Raw genomic sequence first — 23,079 nt, 5'->3', positions numbered from 1 at the left:
CCGGCTGGACCGCTGGCAAAAGGCGCGCCAAAGGGATTTACTGGGGTTCATCGGAGGATTTAATGAAGCAAGACCAAAATCAGTTTAAAAAGATCGACATGGAAAATTCCGCTGGCGATCCGACCCATGTTGCGCGGCCAGGTGCTGACACATCGACCATCAGCGTGGTGTCCGGTGTCACCGCCGATGAACCATTGGACTTCAATCTGGACGATTTTGCCGACCTGGGCCTTACCTATCGCGGCAAGCCTATTGCTGATCTTGACCAGGTTGTGGACCAGATCTGGACTGGCCGTACAGACAATGTGAATGGCGACACCATTACGTTCAGCTTTGTTGAAAACAACCACCTCACCGGTTTGTATAACAACCCCAATTATGGCTTCACTGCAGACAATGGCGTCACCCCGTTCAGTGCGGCCCAACGCGCAGAAGCGCGCGATTCCATTCAGTTCTGGGATGATCTGATCGCCCCGACTTTTGTCGAAAAGAACGGCCAGGGTGCCGACATTCTGTTCGCCAACAGTGCAGATCCGGGTCAGGCCTATGCCTATTATCCTGGCGACAGGGGCTATAAGTATCAGAGCGATGTTTTCATTGCCGACCCTGAGTTGAATACCAGCAATAACTGGCTTGGGTTCAACGGCTATGGCGCCACCACATTGATCCATGAACTGGGTCATACGCTGGGCCTCAGCCATCCGGGCAGGTATAATGGCTCAGGTGCAACAACTTACGTGGCGCAGGCCGAATATGCGCAGGACAGCGAACAATATTCGATCATGTCCTATTGGAGCCCAAGCGAAACGGGCGCCCGCATTGTTGATTTCAGCACCTTCCTGTTCGGCAATGCACAAACGCCGATGCTGCATGACATTCTGGCAATTCAGGCCGCCTATGGCGCTGACCTGACGACCCGCACGGATGATACGGTGTATGGCTTCAATTCGACAGCGAACCGTGACGTTTTCGATTTTGAACAGAATATCTTCCCCAACGTCGCCATCTATGACGCTGGCGGTAATGACACGATTGATATGTCCGGTTTCAATGCCAGCGTATTTATCGACCTTCATGATGGCAGCTTCTCGTCGGCAGCACAGGCTGCACCCGATGCAGCCACGATTAACGCCAATCGTGCAGAACTCGGCACCATCCTGGAAACTCAGTTCGGCACGCTGACGCAGGCGCAAATCACCGCAACTGTAAACAGCTTCAAAAATGCCAATGCGAACAGCATTCTTGCAGATACCGGAGTGGCCGGGATTGCCACGACCAGTTACAGCAATATCGCAATCGCCTATGGTACAATCATCGAGAATGCGATCGGCGGCTCGCAGCGCGATCTGCTCTGGGGCAATGCGGTCGACAATGTGCTTTCCGGCAACGGCGGTAACGACGTGCTTAATGGGTTCGAAGGTTCCGACACATTGACCGGCGGCGATGGTTCCGACACATTCAGCTTCTCGACGCTGGACGGGATCGACACGATCACCGATTTTGCCACAGGTGTCGACAAGATCGATCTTGCAGCGTTTGGCGGTTTTGAAAGCTTTATCGGCGAAGCCGGCTTCAGCGGAACCGCAGGCGAAGTGCGCGTCATCGACGGGTTCGTATATGGCGATCTTGATGGTGACGGTGTTGCCGACCTGACGATTGACCTTAACGGCGCCGATGCTGGCGGCGGCGACTTCCTCTTCTGACGAACTGGATGTTGAATTAAAAAACCCCCGGCCCTCAGCGGGCCGGGGGTTTTTTATTGCCTGATGCCGATAGTGGCGGACTTACCGTTTCGCGACCGTCAGCCGGAAACCCTGACTCTGCTCTGTCTTCGGCCCAGACTTCGGCTAGTCTTCGGTCCAGCCTTCAACTCAGTCTTCCCTGCCTGCAAGCCATAGCATCTGGGTCAGTGGTTCGGTCAGATATTGCAGCACAGTGCGTTTGCGCAATGGCACGATAATCTCGGCGGGCAAGCCGGGCCGCAACGGGTTCTTGTTATCCCGCACGGTGCTGAGAATGGCCATCTCATCTTCCGGAACCCTCACCTGCACTTTGAAATAGCTGGCCCCGGTCCGTTCGTCGGTCAGATTATCGGCTGACATGCTGGTGACCACCCCAGTGAGGATCGGCAAGGTGCGTTCCTGCAAGGACGGAAAGCGTACTTGCGCCACCTGACCAACGGTCACGTCATCGGCATCGCGCGGAGAAATCTGCACGTCGACCAGCAATTCCCGGTTGTCAGGCACGATCTGCATGATCGTTTCGCCCGCACGAATGACCCCGCCGACGGTGAATGCGTTCAGTTCGACCACCTTGCCTGATGCGGGCGCGCGAACGGTGGCACGGGACAATTCGGAGCGGATTGCGCGCAATTGCGGCCTCAACTGGTCAAGCCGGTCGCTCACTTCGCGCAAGCGGCTTGATGCTTCTTCGATGATTTCCCGGCTCAAGGTGACCGATTGCATCGCGTTTTCGCCAATGGATTCACGTGCTGCGGCAATCTGCGCTTCGATCTGGCCTTCGCTGCCAGACAGGGCGGCCGCAGTCCGGTCCACTTCGCGGACCCGGCTTTTTGATGCAAACCCCCTGCTTTCCAGCTCTCTCAGCGCGCCAAGTTCATCATCAATCAGACGCTGCTGGTCGCGGTTGGATTGCAATTGCCGCCTAAGGCCCTCGATACGTTCATCATTCTGACGGCTGCGTTGGCCCAGCACGCCCTTTTGTGATGATACTGTGCCCTTGCGGGCCGCAAACAGCCTGCGCTGCGTATCCATCGCCTGCACTGCAAACTGCTTGTTCTGACCAGTCAGCCCGGCAAATTCTGCTGGCGCCGTAAATGTGCCGGCACCCGATTGTTCCGCCTGCAAGCGTTCACGTTCTGCCAGCAGGCTCAGATATTCGCTGGTGATCCCGCGCTCTGATGCCACCAGCGTATCGCTATCCAGTTCCAGCAACACATCACCCTTGCGCACCGTTTCCCCTTCTTTCACATTCAGCGCGGAAACAACGCCCCCTTCATTATGCTGCACGGCCTGTTTGTTGCCCGCAACAACGATGCTGCCTGTGCCAATGGCGCCTGAATCGAGCGGGGTGAATGCCGCCCAGCCCATGAACAGAACGAAAAACACGCCGCCGATTATCGCCGCAAGTTTCTTCTCCTTGCCAATGCCATCTTCGGCAGCGGCATAGGCCTGGTGCATGGGTGCAGCAGCCCCGGTCAATTCGCGCGCGCCCTGGCTGGCTGGCAGTTGATCGCTCATCATTTGCCTTTCACGGTCATGCTGGTGATTTGTCCTGCCGGTTTGACAGGGGCAAGTTTGGCCATGACTTCCAGCCGCGGCCCATCCAGCACGATCTTGCCTTCGCGCAACACCACCAGCCGGTCGGTTTCGGCCAATATGCGTGGCCGGTGGGATGCAATGATGATGGTGACACCTTGCTCGCGTAATGCTGCGATGACATGCGCCAGTGCGATTTCGCCATCCTCATCCAGCGCGCTTTCCGGCTCGTCCATCAGAATGACAGAGCGTTTTCCGTAAATTGCCCGCGCAAGCGCAATGCGCTGGCTTTGACCTGACGAAAGCCCCCCTTCACCCCCGCCAACCAAAGTATCAAACCCGTTGGGCAGTTTCAGGATCATGTCATGGGCGCCTGCCCGCTTGGCAGCGTCGACAATATCGGCATCAACCGATGCGTCCAGTTCGTGACTGCCGCTGTTCCAGGCAGAAAAACCGGAGATATTCTGCGCCACGGTGCCGGGTAACAGTGCATAATCCTGCGGCACATAACCGATATGGCGTGCCAGCCGATCTGATGGCCAGTCCGAATAATTGGCCCCGTCTATCCGAATGACACCGGCATCGGGTGAGACTGCATTGGCAAGCAATTTCATCAGGGTTGATTTGCCCGCCCCTGATGGCCCGATCAGGCCCACAAAACTGCCATTCTCGACATTCAGAGTAATATCCTTGAGGATCAGATCGCTGTTGGTGGGCGAACGAACAAACACATGGTCGACCAGGATCGCGCCTTCGGGGGCTGGCAACGCGGTCCGCACATCGTCTGTCACCACCCCGTCATCCACGAATTGGGCCAGATCATCCATGGCGTTGCGGGCAAGCCCGATGCGCGGCCATGATGTGATGAGCTGTTCAATTGGCTGCAACGCGCGGCTCAACAACACAGATGCGGCAATTACCGCGCCGACGGAAATCTGCCCGTCAACTGCCAGCCATGCGCCAAGGCCAAGCGCCAGCGACTGCATGAGCAATCGGACAAATTTGCCGGTGGAGGAGAAAAACGCGCTTTTTGTCTGCGCCTCTGACCCTGTTTCCAACGCCGCTGCGCGCTCATCAACAAGCTGGTTGGTCATGGCTTCATACAGGCCGGACGAGCGAACCAGCCCGCGGTTTTGCAACATCCGGTCAAAGTGAAGATGCGCCAGCGCTGTCTGCCGCTGCGATGCGCGCGCTGCCAGCGATGTGCTACGTTCGTTCAGCCACGTTACAGCGACCAGAATAGCGCCTGCAACAATGATGATAAGGGCCAGCAGCGGATGCAGCAGGAATGCGGCAATCAGATAGACCGGCACCCACGGCGCATCATAGATGATCAAGGCCGGCGGGCCGGCCACAACCTGCCTGATCGTGTCAAAATCACGAAGCAGGACAGCACGGATTTGCGTGTTCTTGCCATGCAGCAATCTGGTCACCAGGGGGCCGACCAGCAGTTTCTCAATTCGTGTCGATGCTCTGACCAGCGTTCGCGTGCGGATGGCATCGAGGCCAGCCAGCGTAAACAGCGCAAATGCCACGACCAGCGTCAGATAGAGCAACGTCATTTTGCCGGACGTTGGCAGAACCCTGTCGTAAACCTGGATCATGTAAATCGTCGGCGCAAGATACAGGATATTGACCAGCCCGCTCAAAATAGCGACCAGCCTGTAATGTTCCTTGCACTGCGCAAACGCAGATTGAAAAAAGGGCGGAATGTTCTTGCCGAACAAGAAGCGCAACATAAGCGGGACCGGACTTTCTTCAATTTAATCAGATATGATGCATGACTAGGGCATGATGCAAATTTAGGCAAAATATTTGGTCTGGCCATGTGCCCCGGTTGCGCGGGTGATAGTGCCCGTCTTCCCTTCACCCGCACCTGACATCAGCACAGTGAAAAGATCGCCGGGCACAGCCGTCAATATTTGCGGCAAGGACGGCGTTGAAGCGAAATTCTTTGCGATGGCTGACATAGCCGGAAGCTGGATGCTGACGGTAAGTTCCATCCATAATTGGATGCTGTAAATTCACAGGTTTCGCGCGATTGCAGGCTGGACAAATAGGGTCCATCAGACCGATAAGATCAGTTCATAACCAGAGGATTTTTCATGATCAGCCGTTCCATTCTATTTGCTTCGGTCGCACTGACTTTTACAGCTGCGCTAGCCACTCCTGCCGTCGCGGAAGAAGGGATGTGGACATTTGACGCATTCCCTGCCGAGCAGATGCGCAGCGAATATGGCTGGGCGCCTGATCAGGCATGGCTGAACCGCATCCGCGCTTCTGCTGTGCGGCTGACCGGCGGCTGTTCGGCCAGTTTTGTTTCGGGCCAGGGGCTGATCCTGACCAACCATCACTGTATTGCAAGCTGCCTGTATGAAAATTCAAACGATACTGACGATCTGCTGAAAAACGGCTTTGTCGCGGCCAACACTCGTGACGAGAAAAAATGTGCCGGCCAGCAGGCCGAAATCGTGACGGCGATCACCGATGTGACGGGCGATATCAAATCGGCCATCGGCACCATGACAGGCGAAGCGCTGATCAAGGCCCGCGATGCGCGGATCGCAGCCATCGAAACCGAAAGCTGCACGGATCTGGCCGCGACCCGCTGCCAGGTCGTTTCGCTGTTTGGCGGCGGGCAGTACAAACTTTACACCTACCGCAAATATTCCGATGTGCGGCTGGCCTGGGCACCGGAAGATCGTGCAGCCACATTTGGCGGCGACCCCGATAATTTCAATTTCCCGCGCTATTCGCTCGATGCGTCTTTCCTGCGCGCCTATGAAAATGGCAAGCCGGTAGCTACACCGAACCACCTTGCCTGGAGCCCCCGCGCACCCAAGGAAGGCGAGATCACCTTTGTGGTCGGCAACCCCGGTTCCACATCGCGCCTGTTCACTCAAAGCCAGCTTGCTTTCGAACGGGAAGTCAGGCTGCCGATGACTGTCGCGGTCATGTCCGAACTGCGCGGGCGCCTGATCCGCGCGATGGAAGAAAGCGCGCAAAAGGAACGCGAAGGCCTCGATTTGCTGGGCGGGATCGAAAATTCCCTCAAAGTCTATATCGGCCGGACCACTGCGCTGAATGACCCCGCCTTTACCGACAAGCTGGCACAGGAAGAAGAAAAGCTGAAAGCCTTAAGCAAGGGCAATGCCGCCATCGGCGACCCCTGGACGGCGATTGATGGTGCGATGCGTGCCTATCGCGCCAATTACACAGCCCTGCGCTTTACCCAGCCATCCGGCGATCTTTACGGTTATGCCCAGGCGCTGGTTCGCGCCGCAGCGGAACGCGTCAAACCCAATGGGGAGCGGCTGCCCGGATATACTGACAGCGCCTTGCCACTGGCAGAGAAAAGGCTGCTTGATGAACGCCCGGTCTATCCGTGGCTTGAAGATTTGCAGCTGGGATGGAGCCTGTCAAAAGCGCGCGAATATCTGGGTGCAGATGATCTCGACACCAAATTGCTGTTGGGCAAGGAAAGCCCGGAAGCACTCGCGCAGCGCCTGGTATCGGGCACCAAACTGGCTGATCCTGCAGTCCGCAAAGCCTTGTGGGACGGCGGCCAGAGCGCAATCGAAGCATCGGATGATCCGATGATAATTTTCGCACGCAGCCTCGATGGCAGGCAGCGGGAATTGCAGAAGTTGATCAATGAGCAGACCGGCGGGCCACTGGCCGCTGCCGGCGCCAAACTGGCCGATGCCCGCTTTGGCGCTTATGGCGAGAAACTCTATCCGGACGCCACTTTCACCTTGCGTATCAGTTACGGCAAGGTCGGCGGATGGGCAGAACGGGGCAGAAACGTTCCTTTTGCCACCACGATGGGCGGAACCTTCGAACGCGCAACCGGCAATGCCCCGTTCGATCTGGCACCCGCATTTGCGGCCAATGAAGCCAGGATCGACAAATCTGTGACCTATGATTTCGTTTCTACAAATGACATCATCGGCGGCAACTCCGGGTCGCCGGTGATTGATCGTGCGGGTAATGTGATCGGCGCAGCATTTGACGGCAACATCCATTCGCTGGGCGGAAATTATGGCTATGATCCGTTGCTCAATCGCACCGTATCTGTCTCTGCCGAAGCCGTGCAGGAAGCACTCGAAGTGATGTATCCGGCGCCAAATCTGGTGAAGGAACTGGCCGCCAAAAAACGCTGATGTGATGGGCGCACTCGGCCTCCCGCCCCGGGCAGTCCGAGTGCGCCATTTCGCGCTTCAATGCGCGCAGATTGTCCCAGACCCAGTGACAAGCAGCCTGACTGACGTTTGGGTGATAATCTTGACGTGACGCACCCGCCGATGCGGGATGGTCTCGCATCTGACCACTGCACGCTGTGTCAACCTTGCCTGTCCCCGCCCAAAACAGTTGCCTGCTGGCAGCTTTCGGGAACTCAATGGACGATCGGTCGTCATTCCAGCGTCAGGCCAATTTCAGCATTGCCCTCAGGACCTTCTCTTTCAACCTGCGCATTAAGTCTGCATAGGCTGAGCATTACATGATCGGGGGACGCATGACGGAAGATGAGGCGCGCAGGATCGAACTGGTTCGCGCGGTCGAGCTGGAAGACCGCGATGCGGTGCTTCTGACACGCGAAGATCGCGAACAGGCGGATCACCGCGCGCGTAACGCAGCGCTGCCGCTCAAGGGTCGCAAGTTCGAGCGTGCTTTCATCACTGCCCGCGCCGATTTGCTGGCTGCGCGCCTGCTATCACGGCACAATGGCCTGGCGGATTTTGTTCGGAAAAGCCGCTGGCCCGGCTGGATCAGCGTCGTGGTTCCTTTGCTGGCGCTTGGCGCAGGCGTGTTCGCCAATGAATTCGGGACTGACAAGCGGATGGATCTGCTCGCTGTCCCGCTTCTCGGCACCATCGCGTGGAACCTGCTGGTCTATTTCTGGATACTGGTCGCCGGAATACGGGGTATCCTCACAAGACGGGCTACGCTTGGACGGAGTTCTACCAGCCCGCTCAACACCTTCATTGCCGCAATCGGTAGGCTTGGACGACGAGACGACCCCGATGGCACTGCAATCGAACGCGCCGCAGCCACTTTTCGCATGCGCTGGACGCAGTTGACCGCGCCGCTGAACGCTGCGCGAGCCGGGCGTACATTGCATTTGGGCGCCGCGATGTTCGCCGCCGGGCTGATTGGCGGAATATATGTGCGCGCCTTGGTCATCGAATATCGCGCCGGATGGGAAAGCACGTTCATGGGGCCAGAGGCGGTGCGCGCAATTCTGGCCGTGGTGCTCGGCCCGGCGAGCCAGCTTTCGCAAGTGGCCATTCCGCCGCTGACTGACATTGCAGCCATGCGCTGGGCAGGTGCAGAAACAGCGGGCGTCAATGCTGCGCCGTGGATCCACCTGTATACTCTGACGGTCGCTGGCGCGATCATCGCCCCGCGCCTGCTCCTGGCGCTGTGGGAGCAATTGCGCGTGTTACGGTTGGGTCGCAGCCTGCCGGTTGCGGGTCGTGCGGATTTTTATATCCGCCGCCTGCTGCGTTCCAGCGGCACATCACCTGGCCGGGCGCGCGTCACCCCTTATGCCTACCATCCGGATGAGGACACGCGGCGGCGCCTTGCCGCCACGCTGAAAACCGTGCTGGGCGACGGCGCGGAAGTGGTGTTTGACGAAGCTGTTGGTTACGGGGCGGAGGAAGAATGGGCCGCCAGGCATAGCGTTAATGATGCCGACGATTATCATCTTGTGCTGTTCAGCCTTTCCACCACGCCAGAAGCCGAGAACCATGGCGAGCTGGTGCGCGCATTGACGGAAGAAACGGCGCGCCGCGACAAAGGGCAGATCATCGGCGCGTTGATCGATGAGGGCCCCTATCGTACGCATTTCGCAGGCCAGACAGGGCTTGATGAACGGGTGGAAACGCGGCTGGCACAATGGCGCAGCATGCTTGCCCCACTCGGAATATTGCCGATCGGCATAGCATTGTCTGATGCGCCTGGCGACGTGCTGGCCAAAAATATTGAGGCGAATTTGATCCGCCCGGAAGAGCTGAACGCATGAGCCTTCACGAAACTGATGCCAGCGGCCCACGCGGTGACAGCATTACGGTCAATCTCAGCCTGATCAGCCATACCAATGCTGGCAAAACCACGCTTGCGCGGACATTGCTGGGCCGCGATGTCGGCGAAGTGCGCGACGCAGCGCATGTGACCGATCTTTCCACAGGCTATGTGCTGGTGCAGCATGGGGAAGATACGCTGATGCTGTGGGACACGCCGGGTTTCGGCGATACTGCGCGGCTTCTTTCTCGCCTGAAAAATTCCGGCAACCCGATTGGCTGGTTCATCAGCCAGGTGTGGGACAGGTGGCGGGAACGCCCCCTGTGGTCGAGCCAGCAGGCCATCAAGAACGCACGCGATGAAGCTGACGTGATCCTCTACCTCGTCAATGCTGCGGAAGACCCGGCCAGCGCAACTTATGTCGATCTCGAGATGCAAGTGCTGGGCTGGATTGGCAAGCCGGTCGTGGTGCTGCTCAACCAGATGGGCCCCCCACGCGAGAATGTCTCGACCGAGAAAGCGCGGTGGGCAGATATTGGCGCGCCGGGGCAAGTGCGCGCCGTCTTGCCGCTTGATGCTTTTGCTCGCGTCTGGGTGCAGGAAGCCGCGCTGCTTGACACGATTGCACCGTTGCTGCCCGAACACAAGCAACCGGCCATGGAGGGTTTACGGGCAAAATGGACAGAACTTAATCTTGCGCGGTTCCATTCCGCAACGGATGTTCTGGCGCGCTATCTTGCGCGTGCGGCGGCAGATCGTGAAGAGGTGGAGGAAGCAGGCTGGCAGGGCAAACTTGCAACTGCCCTTTCGGGCCGCGCGAAGGGCGACCGGGCAGCGCGCAACGCAATGGCAAAACTCGGTGCAAGGCTGGCGGAATCGACAGCAAGTTCCACGGACGAGCTGATCGCGCTCCACGGCCTTTCCGGAAAGGCAGCGAAGAAAGTGCTGGACCGCGTGGGCGAGGATTACGCGCATGCCGCCAAGACGCCTGAAGGGACTTCAGCGGCATTGGGCGGGCTGGTGTCGGGCGCGGTGGGCGGGCTGGCAGCGGATATTGCCGCAGGCGGACTGACCCTTGGCGGCGGCATGATTGTGGGCGCAGTGCTGGGCGCGCTAGGTGCGACAGGTGTTGCCAAAGGCATCAACATGGCACGGGGGGAAGACGGTTCGAACATGCGCTGGGCGAGCGATTTCCTCGAACGTCTGACAGTAACTGCGGTGCTGCGTTATCTCGCTGTTGCACATTACGGGCGTGGCCGCGGCGATTGGTCGGAAGGTGAACACCCCTCTTTCTGGCAACCTATTGTCGAGGACGAGGTTCGCCAGCGGTTCGATGCAATCAAGGTGGCTTACAGTGCTGACCGAACAGCTCTTTCCAACGGGGATGGCAACATTGCCATCGCTGACGCATTACGCGCAACCATCAGCGCAATATTGCTACGCCTATACCCTGAGATGACCAGCATTCCCGATCCAGCCCCCTAATACGACAAGCGTTTGGGGAGCGGCCCACTGCTCAGGAGGCTGCAAGCTTCAGCGCGGGTCGCGACTGCCATTTTCAATCGACCGCATCGAAAACATGGCCGTGCGAAGGGCGCTGAATTGAATCATCAATTCTCTCCAGCGCCAATCGAAGTCCTGTGCCGCTTGCTCTGGCCTGATCGCTCAGCTTTTCGCCAACTGTGCGGGGATAAACTGTTCTCTTACTGCCTCGCCGATCAGTTCCAGCGGAATAATACCCTGGCTGAGCAGGAAATCGTTGAAGGCTTTTTCGTTGAACCGGTCGCCCAGCGCCAGCTCGGTTTCGATCCGCAGGTCGACCAGTTTGCGATAGCCGTAATAATAGGACCCCGCCTGCCCAGGCATACGAAATTCATAGCGGTCGAGTTCCTGTTTGGTCATTCCGGGAGAGAAAAGCGCATCCTCGCGCAACACGCGTTCGGCATCCTCCCGGCTGATCATCCCGAGATTGAGACCCGGATCGAGAAATGCGCGGGCAGTGCGTAGCAGCCGGAACTGAAGCGCGATGAACTGACCCTCAATCGGTTCGTGCGGAAGCATTTCCGCCTCGGCGTAAAGCGCCCAGCCCTCCACATTCACGCTGTTGAATGCGTATAGCAGCCGCGCCAGGCTGACACCCTGTTCAACCAATGCGGCAAACTGCATCTCGTGCCCCGGGCGTGCCTCATGCGCGCTCAGCGTCCAGCTTGCAGCGGGGAAATTGAAATCATCATAACGGTCTTCCGGCCCGGCGGTAGGGTTGCCAACGGTGAGGACAAACGTGCCTTGTTCACCCGTGTTGCCGACGAGCCGCGGCGGGCGCATATGCGGCGCTGGCTGAGCGGCGCTTTCTGCCTGGGAAGCAACCCGCATCTGCAACTCGCTATCGGGCAAGGACACAATATCGTTGCGGCGGATTTCCTCTTCCAATTTGCCATTCACTTCGCGGTAGAAATCCTCGATCTTATCATCGGGAACGGTCATCTGCTTGAGCCGCGCCATTACCGACGCCATATCGGTTTCCTGCCAGCCGTATTTCTGCGCGATCTGCGGGGCCAGGGCTTCCATCTGCGCGCGCAATTCATAAAAACCGCGCCGTGCTTCGCTCATCAACCCACGCGGATCCTGATCGATACCCACCTGTCTGAGGTTGAGAGCATAAAGCTCCTCGGGAAGGCGTGCCGTATCGCGGCTGGCCGGAAGGACGGTAGTGCGCGTCCATTCGCCATAGTCGGTCAACTGCTGCTCCATCGCGTCCAGAGCCTTTTCTGCACCATCGATTTCATATTTCGCAAACAGGTCGCGAATGCCCGCGACGAAGGTGGGAATCTTGCCGATCGATTCCTCCACCTCTACCTGGTAGGGCCCGATCTTCCCTTCCCCGCGGCTCGCCTCAAAACGAGCTTTGGCAAGTCCAGTCATCGGTTCGGTATCGGGCCAGATACCCGTGGATCGCTGCAGCAGTTCCAGCGCTTTTGCGCGCCGGCCTTCAGCAGTCTGATCGGACAGGAGCTGACCGATATTGCCGAACAGGCCCTGCGGAACCTGCGAAAATTCAAGAGTGTAGCGTTTGCCAAGCTCGATCCCCGCAATGTCCATCTCTAGCGAATCGATGAGAATTTGAAGGTCTTGCTGGACAAATGCATCGGCCTCGCTGACCTTGGCAGCCTCGAACGCCCTGATCAGCTCCCTGGCCGCAGCGACATAGCGTTCATCGCGGTCGAGCGACATGTCGTTGACGAGGCCGTCATACTGTTCGTAGCCCGATGAGGATGCGCCGGTTGGAAAGAATTCCGCCTGCATCGCAATCACCTTTTGTGTGTAAGCGTTGCTGGTCTCAACCCAGGCGGGAGTGGCTGCTGCTTGGGCGACGTCCTGCGCACGCAGAGGTTGGGCGGACAAGGCGAAGGTGGTTGCTGTGGCAAGTGCGATAGCAGCGGCAAAAGTCTTCATGTGTTTCTCACTCCCGTTATGGGAGGACGAATGCCCTCGTCATTGGCGATTTGCAACCGGTCAGCCGACGAAGGACTTGTGGCAGCGGACGAGCGTGCCATTCGCCGGAGCAGGCAGCTTTACTGCTGAAGTGTATCCGGGCCAGTTACGCCGTCACGCGGAGCGCCGCCTGTCGCTTGGTAAAGCCCGACAAGGGTCGTCAACTCATCGGCGCGCAGCTGAATCAGGGACAGTTCCACCCCCAGCAGGGCCCGCTGTGCATCAATTTGTTCGATGTAAGGCGTGTACCCTGCACGGTAGCGGTTGCGGGCATGGCGTAACGCATTGGCCACGGCGGCCTGCTGTGCCACCAGCGCTGTTTCCTGTTGCCGCAGATTGGCCAGCACTGCCATCCGGTCTTCTACCTCGCGAAAGGCATTGAGGACAGCCGACCGATAGGCCCAGGCGGCCTGGTCGCGCTGCGCTGTCGCACCGTCCAGCTGGGCCTGCAGCTTTCCGCCCTGGAAGACAGGCGCCAGAATGCTGCCGCCCAGCGACCAGATGCTGACCGGATCGGCAAGGAGGTCAGACAGGACCAGCCCGGCCATCGCGCCGAGGTTGACCGAGGGCATGAAATCGGCCCGCGCCCCGCGCATTTTCGCGTCGGCGGCAGCGATGCGATATTCCGCCGCGGCCACATCCGGCCGGCGGCGCAGCAATTCGGAAGGCAAAGTGGCCGGCGGAGCGGGCCGGCGCAAGTCTCCCAGCGTTCCGCCACGTTCGATAGCGCCCGGCATATCGCCGGTCAGCACTGACAGAGCGTTTTCCTGCCGCGCGATCTGCGCCCTCAGCTGCGGCACCAGCTGCGCGGTGGCTTGGTATTCTGCTTCTGCCTGCCGCAGTTCCAGCTGCGACGTATAGCCGACCTCGGCCCGGTCGCGCGCGAATTTCAGGGCCTGCCTGCGTGCTTCCAGTGTCGCGTCGAGCACTTCCAGCCGTTGGTCGAGTGCCAGCAGGGTAATATATCCGCTGGCGGCCGCAGCGCTGACGGAAAGGCGCGCCGCTTCCTCGGTCGCAGCGGAAGCTGCAACTCCAGCCTCGGCAGCATCGATACGCGCGGCATTCTTGCCAAAAAGGTCAATCTCGTATGAAGCACGGAAAGCAGGCTGTGCTGCGAGAGTTGTCCGGGCCTGACCGAAGGGAGATACTTCCCGCTGGACGCCGCCTTCGAAACCGGCGCCCACTGAAGGAAGCAGGAAGCCGCGTGAACCCAATTCGGTCGCCCGGGCTTCCTCGACCCGGGCAGCGGCAATCTGAACATCGGGATTGTTCGCCTGCGCCTGTTCAACCAGACGCGACAATTGCGCATCGCCAAAAGCGCCCCACCAGTCCTTCTCTACAGGAGCAGTAACATCCAGCGCGGTGCGCCATTGGGGCGGCGCCGAAACGGCAGCGCCAGGCGGAGCCTGCTGCAGCGTCGGCGCGCAGGCTGCAAGAGCAAGGGCGGGTGCGGCCAGCAGGATGAGCGATTTGCGTATCACGATCAATCCTTCGTGTGCACAGTTGCGACAACGGACATGCCCGGGCCCAGCCGCCTGGCCGCGTCCTGCCCCTTGTCGAGCATGATGCGCACGGCAATGCGCTGCGGCACTTTCACGAAATTGCCCGCTCCGGTGTCCGGCTTGACCAGACTGAATTCGCTGCTGGCGGCAGGTGCGATGCTTTGCACGCGGCCAGTAAGCTTGATGCCGCCAAGCGCGTCAATTTCCAGAGTGGCGCGCTGGCCCTCTGCCATCTTGGCGGTCTGCGTTTCCTTGAAATTGGCAACCACCCACAAATCGTCCGGCACGATATACATGAGCTGGGTTCCGGCGGTGACGAGCTGGCCGACCCGCGCAGTGATTTCGCTCAGACGTCCAGCCCGCGGGGCGCGGATCTCGGTGCGTGAAAGTTCGATTTCAGCAAGGCCCCGGGTGGCCTCTGCGCCTGCAACTTGCGCTTCAAGCGCGCCGCGCCCCACAGTCACTGATCGCATGCTTTCCACCGCGATGGCGCGTTGTGCCTGTGCCTGCCTGACCCCGGCCTGCGCCTGCTGCAGCGCCGCGCGGGCCTGGTCACGTTCGCGCAGGGATACCGATCCTTCGCCGACCAGTTCAGCAATGCGGTTCATGTCCGCCTGCGCTTTCTGCAACCCTGCACGCGCGGCTGCCACGGCGGCATCCTGCAATTCAAGCTGCGCCTGTGATGAACGCAGGCTTTGCGCGCTGTTTGCAAGCGTGGCCTGCTGGGCGGCAGTGTTTGCTGCGCCCTGCTGGACCTTTTGCCGAAAAGGCGCGTCGTCGATCCGGGCTAGAAGATCGCCCTTTTCCACCCGCTGAAAATCCACCACCGGCACATCGACCAGATAGCCGCCGACCTGCGGGCTGACGACCGTGGTGCGGCTGCGGACATAGGCGTTATTGGTGGTTTCGTCACCGCCGCCAAAAGGCGGCAGACCCCATGCGAAAAGCGCGGCAAGCACGCCGAGCAGGATGATGACTACGCCAACACCGATGCGCCGGCGCGAAGGATTGGGCGACCATCCCGTTTCAGGCTCGGACACGGGTGTTTCATCGGGGACGGTTTCCGCTTCGGGTTCGGGCGCGGGTGTTTGTGTCATTGCCTGGTCCTTGCGAGCATGGCCTCCATGAAGGCCAGTTCCTTGGCGAGCGGGTTTGTCCCGCGGAACTTGTTGATGAGCCACGGCACGAAAACCACGGCGAAAGTCACCGCCGACAAGGTGCCGATGAGAAAGAAAACGTCATTGAAAGCCAGCACTGCGGCTTCGCGGCCCACGTCTTGCGAGATGGTGGATGCCGCGACCTGCTGTTGCAGCGCCGGGTCACTCTGGACCGGTGCCACGCTGCGGGCGGCATTGCCCAGCGCCTGTGCCAATTGCTGGTTGGCCAGCGTCAGCGTGTTTCCCGCATCGATCAGATGCGTCTTCAGGCGCACTGTGTGGAAGGCGGACAGAAGCGAGATACCAGCAAGGCCGCCCACCGATTGCGAAAGTGAGAAAACCGCAATGAAGCTGATGACATAATTCTGCCCCGCTGCAAGCGCGCGGAGCATGCCTTCCATCATGATCGGCCCCATGGCGAACACCGCGCCAAAAGCGATGGCAGCCTGGGTCAGGTAAAGATCCTGCGGGCGTGTCATCACCCCTGTCCTTGTATCGGCAAAGGCGGCCGCGCCGATGACGAGAATCGCGAAAAGCACCGGGCGGGTAAGGTCCGTGGGATCGAGCCGGATCACCGACAGGACCATTCCGGCGAGCGCTGCACCGGCGAGTATCCAGAAATAGCCGGTCAATTGTTCATTGCCGTAGCCGAGCGCGACGAACATGCCGCTCGCCCCGAAGCCCTGTTCGGCGACAAGTATCCGAACAGACGCGCCGACCAGCGCAAGGGCGAGGATCGACCGGCTGGAAAGCCAGCTGAGATCCAGCATCGGGGTCTTGCGATTGAATTCGATCAGGAAGCAGCCACCGAGGCCGAAGATGGCCACCACTAGGGTATAGCCAAGCCACGGCGTGTCCCACCACTGGATCCGCCCCTGGATCAGAAACGCGCAGAGGGCCGCAACGCCGATAATGAACAGCGTGATGCTCGGCAGGTCGAGCGTCTCGAAGGTTTTCTTGCGAATGCCGGGCGGCAGGCGGAGCAGGTAGACCATGCCGAAGCCCAGCAGCGACAGCGCGAACTGGAACTGGAACACATGGGTAATGTCGCCATCCACCATCAGCGCAGGCGACAGCGCACGGGTAAGCGGGACGGCTATCTGCGTAAGGCCGAGCGAAATAACCAGCCCCCCGACGCGCAGGGCCGGTGGCAGACCCTGCATAAGGTAATAGATGGCAAGAGCGGACAATCCGCTGGCCGTGATCCCCGCAACCGCCCGCGCGGCCAGTTCTGCGTGATACCCCGTCCCGACCAATTGCACGAAATTGGCCAGCACAAGCCCGGCCATGGCCCAGCGAACGAAGGGCTGTATCCCGAATTCCTGCCGCACGCGGAACAGGAGCATGCTCATCGTGGCATAGGTCGAATAGAAAGCCACGGTCAGCCAGCCTGTTTCCACTGGTGTCAGCGTGAATTCGGCCTGCAAGCTTTGCGAATTTGCGATAAGGAAGCCGTTCTGCGCGCCCCCTATCAGGCCCATGAATACGCCGATTGCCAGATAGGCCGCCCGCCTTGCCGGGGGGTGGTCCGGGTTGGCCGGGGATCCGGGCAGGATCGGCATTTCATGCGGCTTGAACCGGTACCCATCCACCGTGTCCACCAAAGGCCCGCGGTCGATCATAATGCCAGCGATCCCTCGACCAGAGTGGCCTCAAGGGCGGCAGCAAATGCGGCGTCACTATCAATTCCATCGACCAGCTTCCCAAGGCGTTCTCGCCGGGCCACCATGCTGGCGGCGGAATAGATGAAGTTGGCTACGCGGAACTGGAGATGCGCAGTTTCGTCCGAGCGTTCTTGCGCAGCGGCCTCAGCCAAGGCGATGAAATGGCGGTGGAGCGGCAGCGACAGCGTTTCAAGAAGCCACTGCGATCGTTCGCTCTCGATAGTGATATCGCGCAGCAACAGACGCGGCATTTCCGGGCGGTCAAGCAGATAGGCAAGGAAAATTCGCGCTGAGTTTCTCAACCGGTCATGGGCGGTGGCGGCGCTCATGCCTTGCAATGCGCTCTCCAGCGTGATCCGCAAATTGTCGGCCGCCTGTGTGACAATGGCCTTCCACAAGCCCTGCTTGCCGCCAAACCGATAGGAAATAAGGGCAACGTCCACGCCGGCATCCGCCGCAATTTCGCGCAGGGACGTCGCTTCGAACCCTTGCGCAGCGAAGCGTTGCAGCGCGGCGCCAGCTATTGCCGTGCCGGTATCCGCATCCGTATCTGTTTCAATCGGGCGTCCACGCCCGCGTCGTTCAGCCATTGCCCGTTCCTTGTGCGGCGCAACATAGCGCCAGACAGCGGAATATTCAATGGCTGTTGAATTAACGAACACGGCCGCGCGCTTCTCCTATGCGGAGCGACCCAGCATTGCGGCATACCACGCCACATCTTACAGTTTAGTGCCAGAAAAAAGTCAGTCGGCTACCGAACCACTTCGTGACGCTATTCCGAAGCCAGGCATGCGCCAGTAGCCAACCAGCAGCTAATGACCAGCGAAGGGCCATTGCCGGGTCAAACTATCACTCGAGCTTTCGAGGTTCTAGCAAGCTAGCGGGAATGTCATGTAGATAGCTGGCGGCTAGTCGCATCCAGGATCACGCGCACTGTTTCCTCAGGCTGATCCCACATCGGGAAATGTCCGCTATGGTCAAACCAGTGCATCGCTGCCTTGGGGAATGCCGCTGTCGCACGTTGCGCCTGCTGCGGCAGGCACAGCCGGTCCTTGCGGCCCCAGCCGATTGTAATTGGCGCGGGCGTATTCGCGGAGCCCTTCTGATTGTCGCCGTTGGCAAGATCCTTCACGAGCGATCCGATTGTGCGCGTATCTGCCAATGCCCTGAGTTCCTTAGCGATGAACGCAGGATCGAGCGCCCACGGTTTCGCGGAAAGCTGGGCCAAAAGCGCGGTCCGACTTGCAACATTGCGAGTGATGGCGGGTAGTGCCGGCCTGAGTGCCCTAACCAGCGCAATAGATGCCGTTATGGTGGTTCTGAAGAACATACGCTCCCACCCCTGCCAGAAGCCGCCCGGATCCAGGGCGACAACCGCGCCGGCGTGACCGCGTCGCGCCATCTCCAGCACCAGCCGGGCTCCCATCGAGCTGCCAACCATATCAACGTCTCTCAGACCCTCATCGCCGAGCCAACTATCCAAGCTACGCGCCAGTCCGTCAAATGTGCCGCTGTCTGGTTCCGCAGGTGTCTGCCCGTGACCAGGCAAATCCAGGGTGATGACTTCCCTTGTTTCGGCAAGTGCCGGCAGGATCGTATCCCAGGAGTGACAGGTCCCGCCCAGCCCGTGGACAAGTAAAAGGGGTTTACCGCGGCCAGTACGCGTGTGGTGCATGGTCATGTGAGGGTAACGCATGAAACCGACTTATGGCCCCCTCGCCACTTGGTTGATCACAACGACGAGTATGCAATCGCACACGGAATGGGCGAAGTGGCTTCGACATCAGCGAGGTAATCTTTTGCGAGGACGTCCCATCCTGCTGAGCCTGAAATTGGAACAACCGGCTTATGTCATCTCGATAAATTTTCTCGCCATGAATGTCGCGCGCTTGATTTGATGTTCTCTCAGGAAGGGGTGCTGAAAGCGCGTTCTATATACATCGAGGCCCAATCGCTGGTTTCAGGAACCGAAATCTCTGGCACCTGCGCTGAGGCCATATTGCTTAGCCACTGAGGCACTCCTGCGCGCTTGCGCAGCGCACTATCGCCCTTTGTGCTGATCCATCCGTAGATCGGCTGCTCGCTGTAGGCGGGGCGAGCTTCGCCAAATGCCCAACGCATCATCACATAAGTCGCCGGGTCGCGGCCATCCAGCGAAATGCGGTCGTTCAGATAGCACGCAGTAGCCCAGGCCATCTGCGGGCTTTCGGTCCATCCGAGTATTTGCTTGGCCCAGTACATCCGCAAATTATTGTGCATCCATCCTGTGGCCAGCCACTGGCGCTGCGCGGCGTTCCAGGTTTCGTCCGGCGTCTTGCCATGTATCAAGTCGCTGAGTGGCACGATCTCACGCGGGTCACTGGCATGCGCCTCCATCGTCTTTTTCGCGGCTGTTGGCAGCGACTGGTAACCGATAAGCTCCGGCTTTTCCGTCACGCGCCAGTGGCACCATTCACGCCAGGTGAGCAACTCGTCCACAAATTTGTGGCGGACCGTCTTCGTTACGTCTGCTGCATCTATTGCGCGCATTATCTCGAATGGGCTGGTCATGCCAAAATGGAGGTAAGGCGACAGCTGGCTTCCAGCCCCGGTTTCTGCCGGATTGTTACGGGTCCATTTGTAGCGCGTGATGATTGAACCGGTCAGCGCAGTGATCCTCTGCTGGACTCCGGCTGCCTTAGCCGGATGCTCCACGCTCACGGGAAGTGACTGATCGATGCGGCATTCGGCGACCAGTTTCGCGACCGCGTCATCATTCAGATCCGCCAGATAATCGGGTTGATACGGCAAAGGCCCATCGTAGGGTGCAACGTGCGGATCTATCTGAGCGCGGGCCGCCAGACACTGGTCACGCAAAGGTCCGTGGGCAGCGCGAAAAGCCTTCGTCGCGCTTAATCCTGACGGCAGCAATTTGTGTGGAACCAGCCGCGTCGCATCGACCGCCAGCACTGCCTTGACGGACTTTTCTGCAAACCGGTGCGCCTGCCAGTTCCCCACGAAAGTCGCATGCGCATCCGTGACCACACAGGCAGCGTCATCTGCCAGCTTGTAAACGAGGCCCTTTACCTTCGATGATGGACGTTCAACATGCTGCACACAGGCAATGCCGCGCTCGCGAAGTGTTCTGCCCATTTCGCGGCTCGCCCCAATGATGAAGGCGTGAAGCCTGGCAGAGGCGTGCGGGTAATCTTCTCGCAACCCATGATAGACGAGCGCCGGTATTCCCAGTTCGTTGGCAATCTGAACGCCGGCATCAATCGCGGGGTGGTCATCGCCGCGCAGGGTCTGTTGCAGCCATACGAGTACATATTTGCCGTCGGTTTCGACGGGGGCGTCGTTCAAACGCGTCGCCCGCCCGGCCAATTCGTCGTTCAGAAATTCAATCGGGAGTCGGCTCATGATGGCACTTTCGTGATTGGCAATTGATCTGACGCGTGCAGATCGGGACAAGCCTGAGCGTGCGGTCTATCGGATATGAGAGGCCCCGCATTACATGACCCAGGCGGATACCTCTTCATCAGGAACAATCTCCCATTCAGTCGCCGGTTCCAATTGCCGGTGTTCTATTTCTGTTCTAGTTCGTCAGAATGATCGAGAATCGCCTGACAGAGGAAAGCGCAGCGGACGCGCAGAGGTTGTATCTCGACTTTGACAGCTTCTTTGCGTCAGCGGAGCAGCATTTCAATCCGGCGTTGCGCGGCAAGCCGGTGGGTGTCGTGCCATTGGATTCGCCTGGCACGGGGTGCATCGCCATGAGCCGGGAGGCCAAGAGACTGGGCGTGCCGTCTGGCGCAACCGTCGTGGCTGCCCGGGAAATCGCGCCTGCAATGATTTTCGTAGTAGCGCGGCCGGACGCATATGTGCGGCTGCACCAGAAAATTCTGACAGCCATCGAGGCCTGCGTGCCCATAGCGAAGGTGCGCTCTATCGACGAGGTTGTCTGCCACCTGCTCCATTCCGAAGGTTCTCATGCCGGAACGCTTGCGCAGGCAATCAAACGGACGCTTGAAGAGACGCTCAGCGACGTGCTGACCTGCTCAATCGGCATTGCCCGCACCGAATTGCTCGCAAAGATTGCTGCAGAAATGAACAAGCCGGACGGGTTCGTCCAGCTTCGCACGGACAACTTGCCAGACCAGATCGACCATTTGCATCTACGCGACCTTCCGGGCGTTTCCGAAGGAATAGAAACGCGCCTCCATGCGGCAGGTATCCGTTCTGTAAAGGCGCTGTGGGCAACTGAACGCAAGCAGGCTCGGGCGATCTGGGGTAATGTTGAAGGGGAGCGGTTCTGGAATGAATTGCACGGCCTACACGTGCAAAGGCCGCCGACGATCAAGCGTATGTTTGGACATAGCCGCAACCTCCCGCCCGACTGGCGGACACCGGACAAAGTGCGTGAATGCGCCCGCCAACTCACCTTAAGCGCAGCGCGGCGGCTTCGCAGATCTGACCAGAACGCTTCAAAAATGACCGTCAGTATGCGCAGCAGAACGTATGAGCACGCGCGTTTTGGAGAGGGCAAGAAGCTGCGCTGGAGTTGCGAGATTCCCTTCGCTGCCACTCGTAACGACCGGGCGTTATTAGAAGCGCTTGCCAAGGGATTGCAGCGAAGCGTTGAGGAAGCAGGCTTTAAGCCCAGTTCTGTCAGTGTCATGCTTCACGGGCTGCTGGCTGACGCTGAGATACAATGTGATCTGTTCACCGGTTTGGCGGATGCTGACCCCACCCAAACTGCATCAAACCAAACTGCATCCGATGATCCCGCCAGACGCGATCGCCTGAGCAATGTCATGGATCAGATTCGCGCGAAACACGGACCGTCGGCAGTGTCATACGGCCCCAAGGTCGAGCTACCTGGCGGCTACCTTGGGGCAAAAATTGCCTTCGGTCGAATTCCTGACCTCCAGGATTTCAGCGAAGTGCAGACTGAAGACGGGGCCACTCAGTTTTACTCGAACTAGAGCGCTGCTGAAATGACCGCAATTGTACTGTTAGAGACCGTCCGCTAACGGCGCGCCAAGGTCTAAAAGCAGACTGACAGGAAGCGACCCAATTGCTGACGTTGCTGCTCTTGGTGCGGTGTCGAGTTCTCGCGCGTGTCAATATATCGATAGCGTAAGGCGCCCATGCATCATCAGCACCAGGCGGATCACCTCCGGCGATAAGTTGACATAGCGAAATGGGCTGACGGGTTTCTTCTTGCGGTGCTTTGTCCTGCATTAGCTGATGAGCATGCTCCGCTAGGTGGGACGATCGCTCAGGCAGGCCAGCCGTACGCTTGCCACGCCAGGACTGCCTATTGAGTTCTTATCAGCGACCCATTGTCCGCGCGGATTCGGCTGGACAACCACTGGTAAGCACCAAGGCAAATAAGGCTGAACATGGCCACAAAGAATATGACGGCTGCATATATCGTGTTTGCCACTTCCAGGCGGCTGGCAGAAAAGATCATCACCAAAGCTTCCAGGCTTGAAGCAATCACGATTATCGTCACGAAACCCGTTAGGGACTGGCGCGATTCCGACGATGAACGCAACTCCCTTTTCTGGAAGATTTCTTCTTCGGCGATGAAGTTCGATGTCTCGACAATTGCAAATCCGATGATCAAAAGACCCACGCTCTGGAGCACCACTGTCGGTTTTAGTCCCGGGGTGCTGAACTCCTGAATGACATCGATGATAGCAACCGACATGATGACGAAGGCGAGAACTAGCAACGCAACCGTTGCCAGTATGAAATATGTCTTTGCGATGACTTGATATATCCGCTTGAGTGCCATCTCATTGTCCATATTGGCTGCTGCCCTGACACCGCCGACCGCAGGCGGAGTCGATTCGCATGGCTGGAAACTGGCGCAATCAGGGAGAGGCCGACATCGTAACAGATCAGGGCGCCCTGCCCGAGCGACATGTCATCCAACACGCGTCAGCCTTTTGATGCCGGAGCATTGAGCCGA

16 protein-coding genes are annotated in these 23,079 nt (G+C 59.0%); 5 read left to right on the top strand and 11 right to left on the bottom strand.

Annotated features, from left to right (window positions below; genetic code table 11):
• Positions 1-98: 98 nt before the first annotated feature.
• Entirely contained in the window at positions 99-1,703 is a 1,605-nt protein-coding gene (locus GRI44_RS13830) for a M10 family metallopeptidase C-terminal domain-containing protein (RefSeq protein WP_202386119.1), read from the top strand.
• A gap of 168 nt (positions 1,704-1,871) precedes the next feature.
• Here GRI44_RS13830 and GRI44_RS02660 read toward each other — a convergent pair whose 3' ends face one another.
• From GRI44_RS02660 to GRI44_RS02650, 3 genes are all read right to left on the bottom strand, one after another.
• Positions 1,872-3,260, bottom strand: a complete 1,389-nt coding sequence (locus GRI44_RS02660) for an HlyD family type I secretion periplasmic adaptor subunit (protein ID WP_160599910.1) — start codon at positions 3,258-3,260, stop codon at positions 1,872-1,874.
• Positions 3,260-5,005 (bottom strand): type I secretion system permease/ATPase, encoded by a 1,746-nt coding sequence (locus GRI44_RS02655; RefSeq protein WP_160599909.1) that lies wholly within the window; start codon positions 5,003-5,005, stop codon positions 3,260-3,262. Before GRI44_RS02655 ends, GRI44_RS02660 begins: the two co-directional genes overlap by 1 nt.
• Before the next feature lie 75 nt (positions 5,006-5,080).
• On the bottom strand, positions 5,081-5,281 hold the full coding sequence (locus tag GRI44_RS02650) for a hypothetical protein (RefSeq protein ID WP_160599908.1): 201 nt from the start codon (positions 5,279-5,281) through the stop codon (positions 5,081-5,083).
• Positions 5,282-5,383: 102 nt separating this feature from the next.
• Here GRI44_RS02650 and GRI44_RS02645 point away from each other — a divergent pair, with 102 nt between their 5' ends.
• The 3 genes from GRI44_RS02645 to GRI44_RS02635 all read left to right on the top strand — a co-directional run bounded on the left by GRI44_RS02645 (position 5,384) and on the right by GRI44_RS02635 (position 10,790).
• A complete protein-coding gene (locus tag GRI44_RS02645) occupies positions 5,384-7,441 on the top strand; it encodes a S46 family peptidase (RefSeq protein WP_160599907.1) in 2,058 nt (685 codons plus the stop codon).
• 353 nt (positions 7,442-7,794) lie between these two features.
• Positions 7,795-9,306 (top strand): DUF2868 domain-containing protein, encoded by a 1,512-nt coding sequence (locus GRI44_RS02640; protein WP_160599906.1) that lies wholly within the window; start codon positions 7,795-7,797, stop codon positions 9,304-9,306.
• Entirely contained in the window at positions 9,303-10,790 is a 1,488-nt protein-coding gene (locus GRI44_RS02635) for a DUF3482 domain-containing protein (RefSeq protein ID WP_160599905.1), read from the top strand. The genes GRI44_RS02640 and GRI44_RS02635 overlap by 4 nt, the downstream gene beginning before the upstream one ends.
• A 180-nt stretch (positions 10,791-10,970) precedes the next feature.
• On the opposite strand, the gene GRI44_RS02630 is transcribed toward GRI44_RS02635, so the two are convergent.
• The 7 genes from GRI44_RS02630 to GRI44_RS02600 form a co-directional block, all read right to left on the bottom strand.
• A complete protein-coding gene (locus GRI44_RS02630; protein WP_160599904.1) occupies positions 10,971-12,758 on the bottom strand; it encodes a DUF885 domain-containing protein in 1,788 nt (595 codons plus the stop codon).
• 119 nt (positions 12,759-12,877) lie between these two features.
• The gene (locus tag GRI44_RS02625) at positions 12,878-14,275 is read right to left on the bottom strand and encodes an efflux transporter outer membrane subunit (protein WP_160601198.1); all 1,398 of its coding nucleotides are present in this window, start codon (positions 14,273-14,275) and stop codon (positions 12,878-12,880) included.
• A 5-nt stretch (positions 14,276-14,280) separates the two neighbouring features.
• Positions 14,281-15,396 carry an HlyD family secretion protein gene (locus tag GRI44_RS02620; protein WP_160599903.1) on the bottom strand — a complete coding sequence of 372 codons (1,116 nt, stop codon included), beginning with the start codon at positions 15,394-15,396 and terminating at the stop codon, positions 14,281-14,283.
• On the bottom strand, positions 15,393-17,078 hold the full coding sequence (locus tag GRI44_RS02615; RefSeq protein WP_160599902.1) for an MFS transporter: 1,686 nt from the start codon (positions 17,076-17,078) through the stop codon (positions 15,393-15,395). The genes GRI44_RS02620 and GRI44_RS02615 overlap by 4 nt, the downstream gene beginning before the upstream one ends.
• Positions 17,075-17,710, bottom strand: coding sequence for a TetR family transcriptional regulator (locus GRI44_RS02610; RefSeq protein ID WP_160599901.1), 636 nt, complete (start codon positions 17,708-17,710; stop codon positions 17,075-17,077). Before GRI44_RS02610 ends, GRI44_RS02615 begins: the two co-directional genes overlap by 4 nt.
• 299 nt (positions 17,711-18,009) lie before the next feature.
• The gene (locus GRI44_RS02605) at positions 18,010-18,801 is read right to left on the bottom strand and encodes an alpha/beta fold hydrolase (protein WP_160599900.1); all 792 of its coding nucleotides are present in this window, start codon (positions 18,799-18,801) and stop codon (positions 18,010-18,012) included.
• Between the two features lie 224 nt (positions 18,802-19,025).
• Entirely contained in the window at positions 19,026-20,519 is a 1,494-nt protein-coding gene (locus GRI44_RS02600; RefSeq protein WP_160599899.1) for a DNA photolyase, read from the bottom strand.
• A gap of 188 nt (positions 20,520-20,707) precedes the next feature.
• Between GRI44_RS02600 and GRI44_RS02595 the strand changes: the two genes are divergently transcribed.
• The gene (locus GRI44_RS02595; RefSeq protein ID WP_160599898.1) at positions 20,708-22,084 is read left to right on the top strand and encodes a Y-family DNA polymerase; all 1,377 of its coding nucleotides are present in this window, start codon (positions 20,708-20,710) and stop codon (positions 22,082-22,084) included.
• 335 nt (positions 22,085-22,419) lie between these two features.
• Here GRI44_RS02595 and GRI44_RS02590 read toward each other — a convergent pair whose 3' ends face one another.
• On the bottom strand, positions 22,420-22,914 hold the full coding sequence (locus GRI44_RS02590; RefSeq protein ID WP_160599897.1) for a hypothetical protein: 495 nt from the start codon (positions 22,912-22,914) through the stop codon (positions 22,420-22,422).
• Between the last annotated feature and the right edge of the window lie 165 nt (positions 22,915-23,079).

The organism is Allopontixanthobacter confluentis (assembly GCF_009827615.1).
GTDB classification, from domain to species: domain Bacteria; phylum Pseudomonadota; class Alphaproteobacteria; order Sphingomonadales; family Sphingomonadaceae; genus Allopontixanthobacter; species Allopontixanthobacter confluentis.
The sequence above is the reverse complement of the archived record's forward strand: the minus strand, read 5'-3'. Positions and strand labels throughout refer to the sequence as shown.

What these genes read in the sequence shown, in the direction of transcription:
- GRI44_RS02600 (WP_160599899.1), bottom strand. Translation starts at nt 20,519, where the DNA reads ATGAGCCGACTCCCGATTGAATTTCTGAACGACGAATTGGCCGGGCGG.
- GRI44_RS02595 (WP_160599898.1), top strand. Translation starts at nt 20,708, where the DNA reads ATGATCGAGAATCGCCTGACAGAGGAAAGCGCAGCGGACGCGCAGAGG.
- GRI44_RS02630 (WP_160599904.1), bottom strand. Translation starts at nt 12,758, where the DNA reads ATGAAGACTTTTGCCGCTGCTATCGCACTTGCCACAGCAACCACCTTC.
- GRI44_RS02620 (WP_160599903.1), bottom strand. Translation starts at nt 15,396, where the DNA reads ATGACACAAACACCCGCGCCCGAACCCGAAGCGGAAACCGTCCCCGAT.
- GRI44_RS02590 (WP_160599897.1), bottom strand. Translation starts at nt 22,914, where the DNA reads ATGGACAATGAGATGGCACTCAAGCGGATATATCAAGTCATCGCAAAG.
- GRI44_RS13830 (WP_202386119.1), top strand. Translation starts at nt 99, where the DNA reads ATGGAAAATTCCGCTGGCGATCCGACCCATGTTGCGCGGCCAGGTGCT.
- GRI44_RS02650 (WP_160599908.1), bottom strand. Translation starts at nt 5,281, where the DNA reads ATGGAACTTACCGTCAGCATCCAGCTTCCGGCTATGTCAGCCATCGCA.
- GRI44_RS02610 (WP_160599901.1), bottom strand. Translation starts at nt 17,710, where the DNA reads ATGGCTGAACGACGCGGGCGTGGACGCCCGATTGAAACAGATACGGAT.
- GRI44_RS02660 (WP_160599910.1), bottom strand. Translation starts at nt 3,260, where the DNA reads ATGAGCGATCAACTGCCAGCCAGCCAGGGCGCGCGCGAATTGACCGGG.
- GRI44_RS02640 (WP_160599906.1), top strand. Translation starts at nt 7,795, where the DNA reads ATGACGGAAGATGAGGCGCGCAGGATCGAACTGGTTCGCGCGGTCGAG.
- GRI44_RS02635 (WP_160599905.1), top strand. Translation starts at nt 9,303, where the DNA reads ATGAGCCTTCACGAAACTGATGCCAGCGGCCCACGCGGTGACAGCATT.
- GRI44_RS02615 (WP_160599902.1), bottom strand. Translation starts at nt 17,078, where the DNA reads ATGATCGACCGCGGGCCTTTGGTGGACACGGTGGATGGGTACCGGTTC.
- GRI44_RS02605 (WP_160599900.1), bottom strand. Translation starts at nt 18,801, where the DNA reads ATGACCATGCACCACACGCGTACTGGCCGCGGTAAACCCCTTTTACTT.
- GRI44_RS02645 (WP_160599907.1), top strand. Translation starts at nt 5,384, where the DNA reads ATGATCAGCCGTTCCATTCTATTTGCTTCGGTCGCACTGACTTTTACA.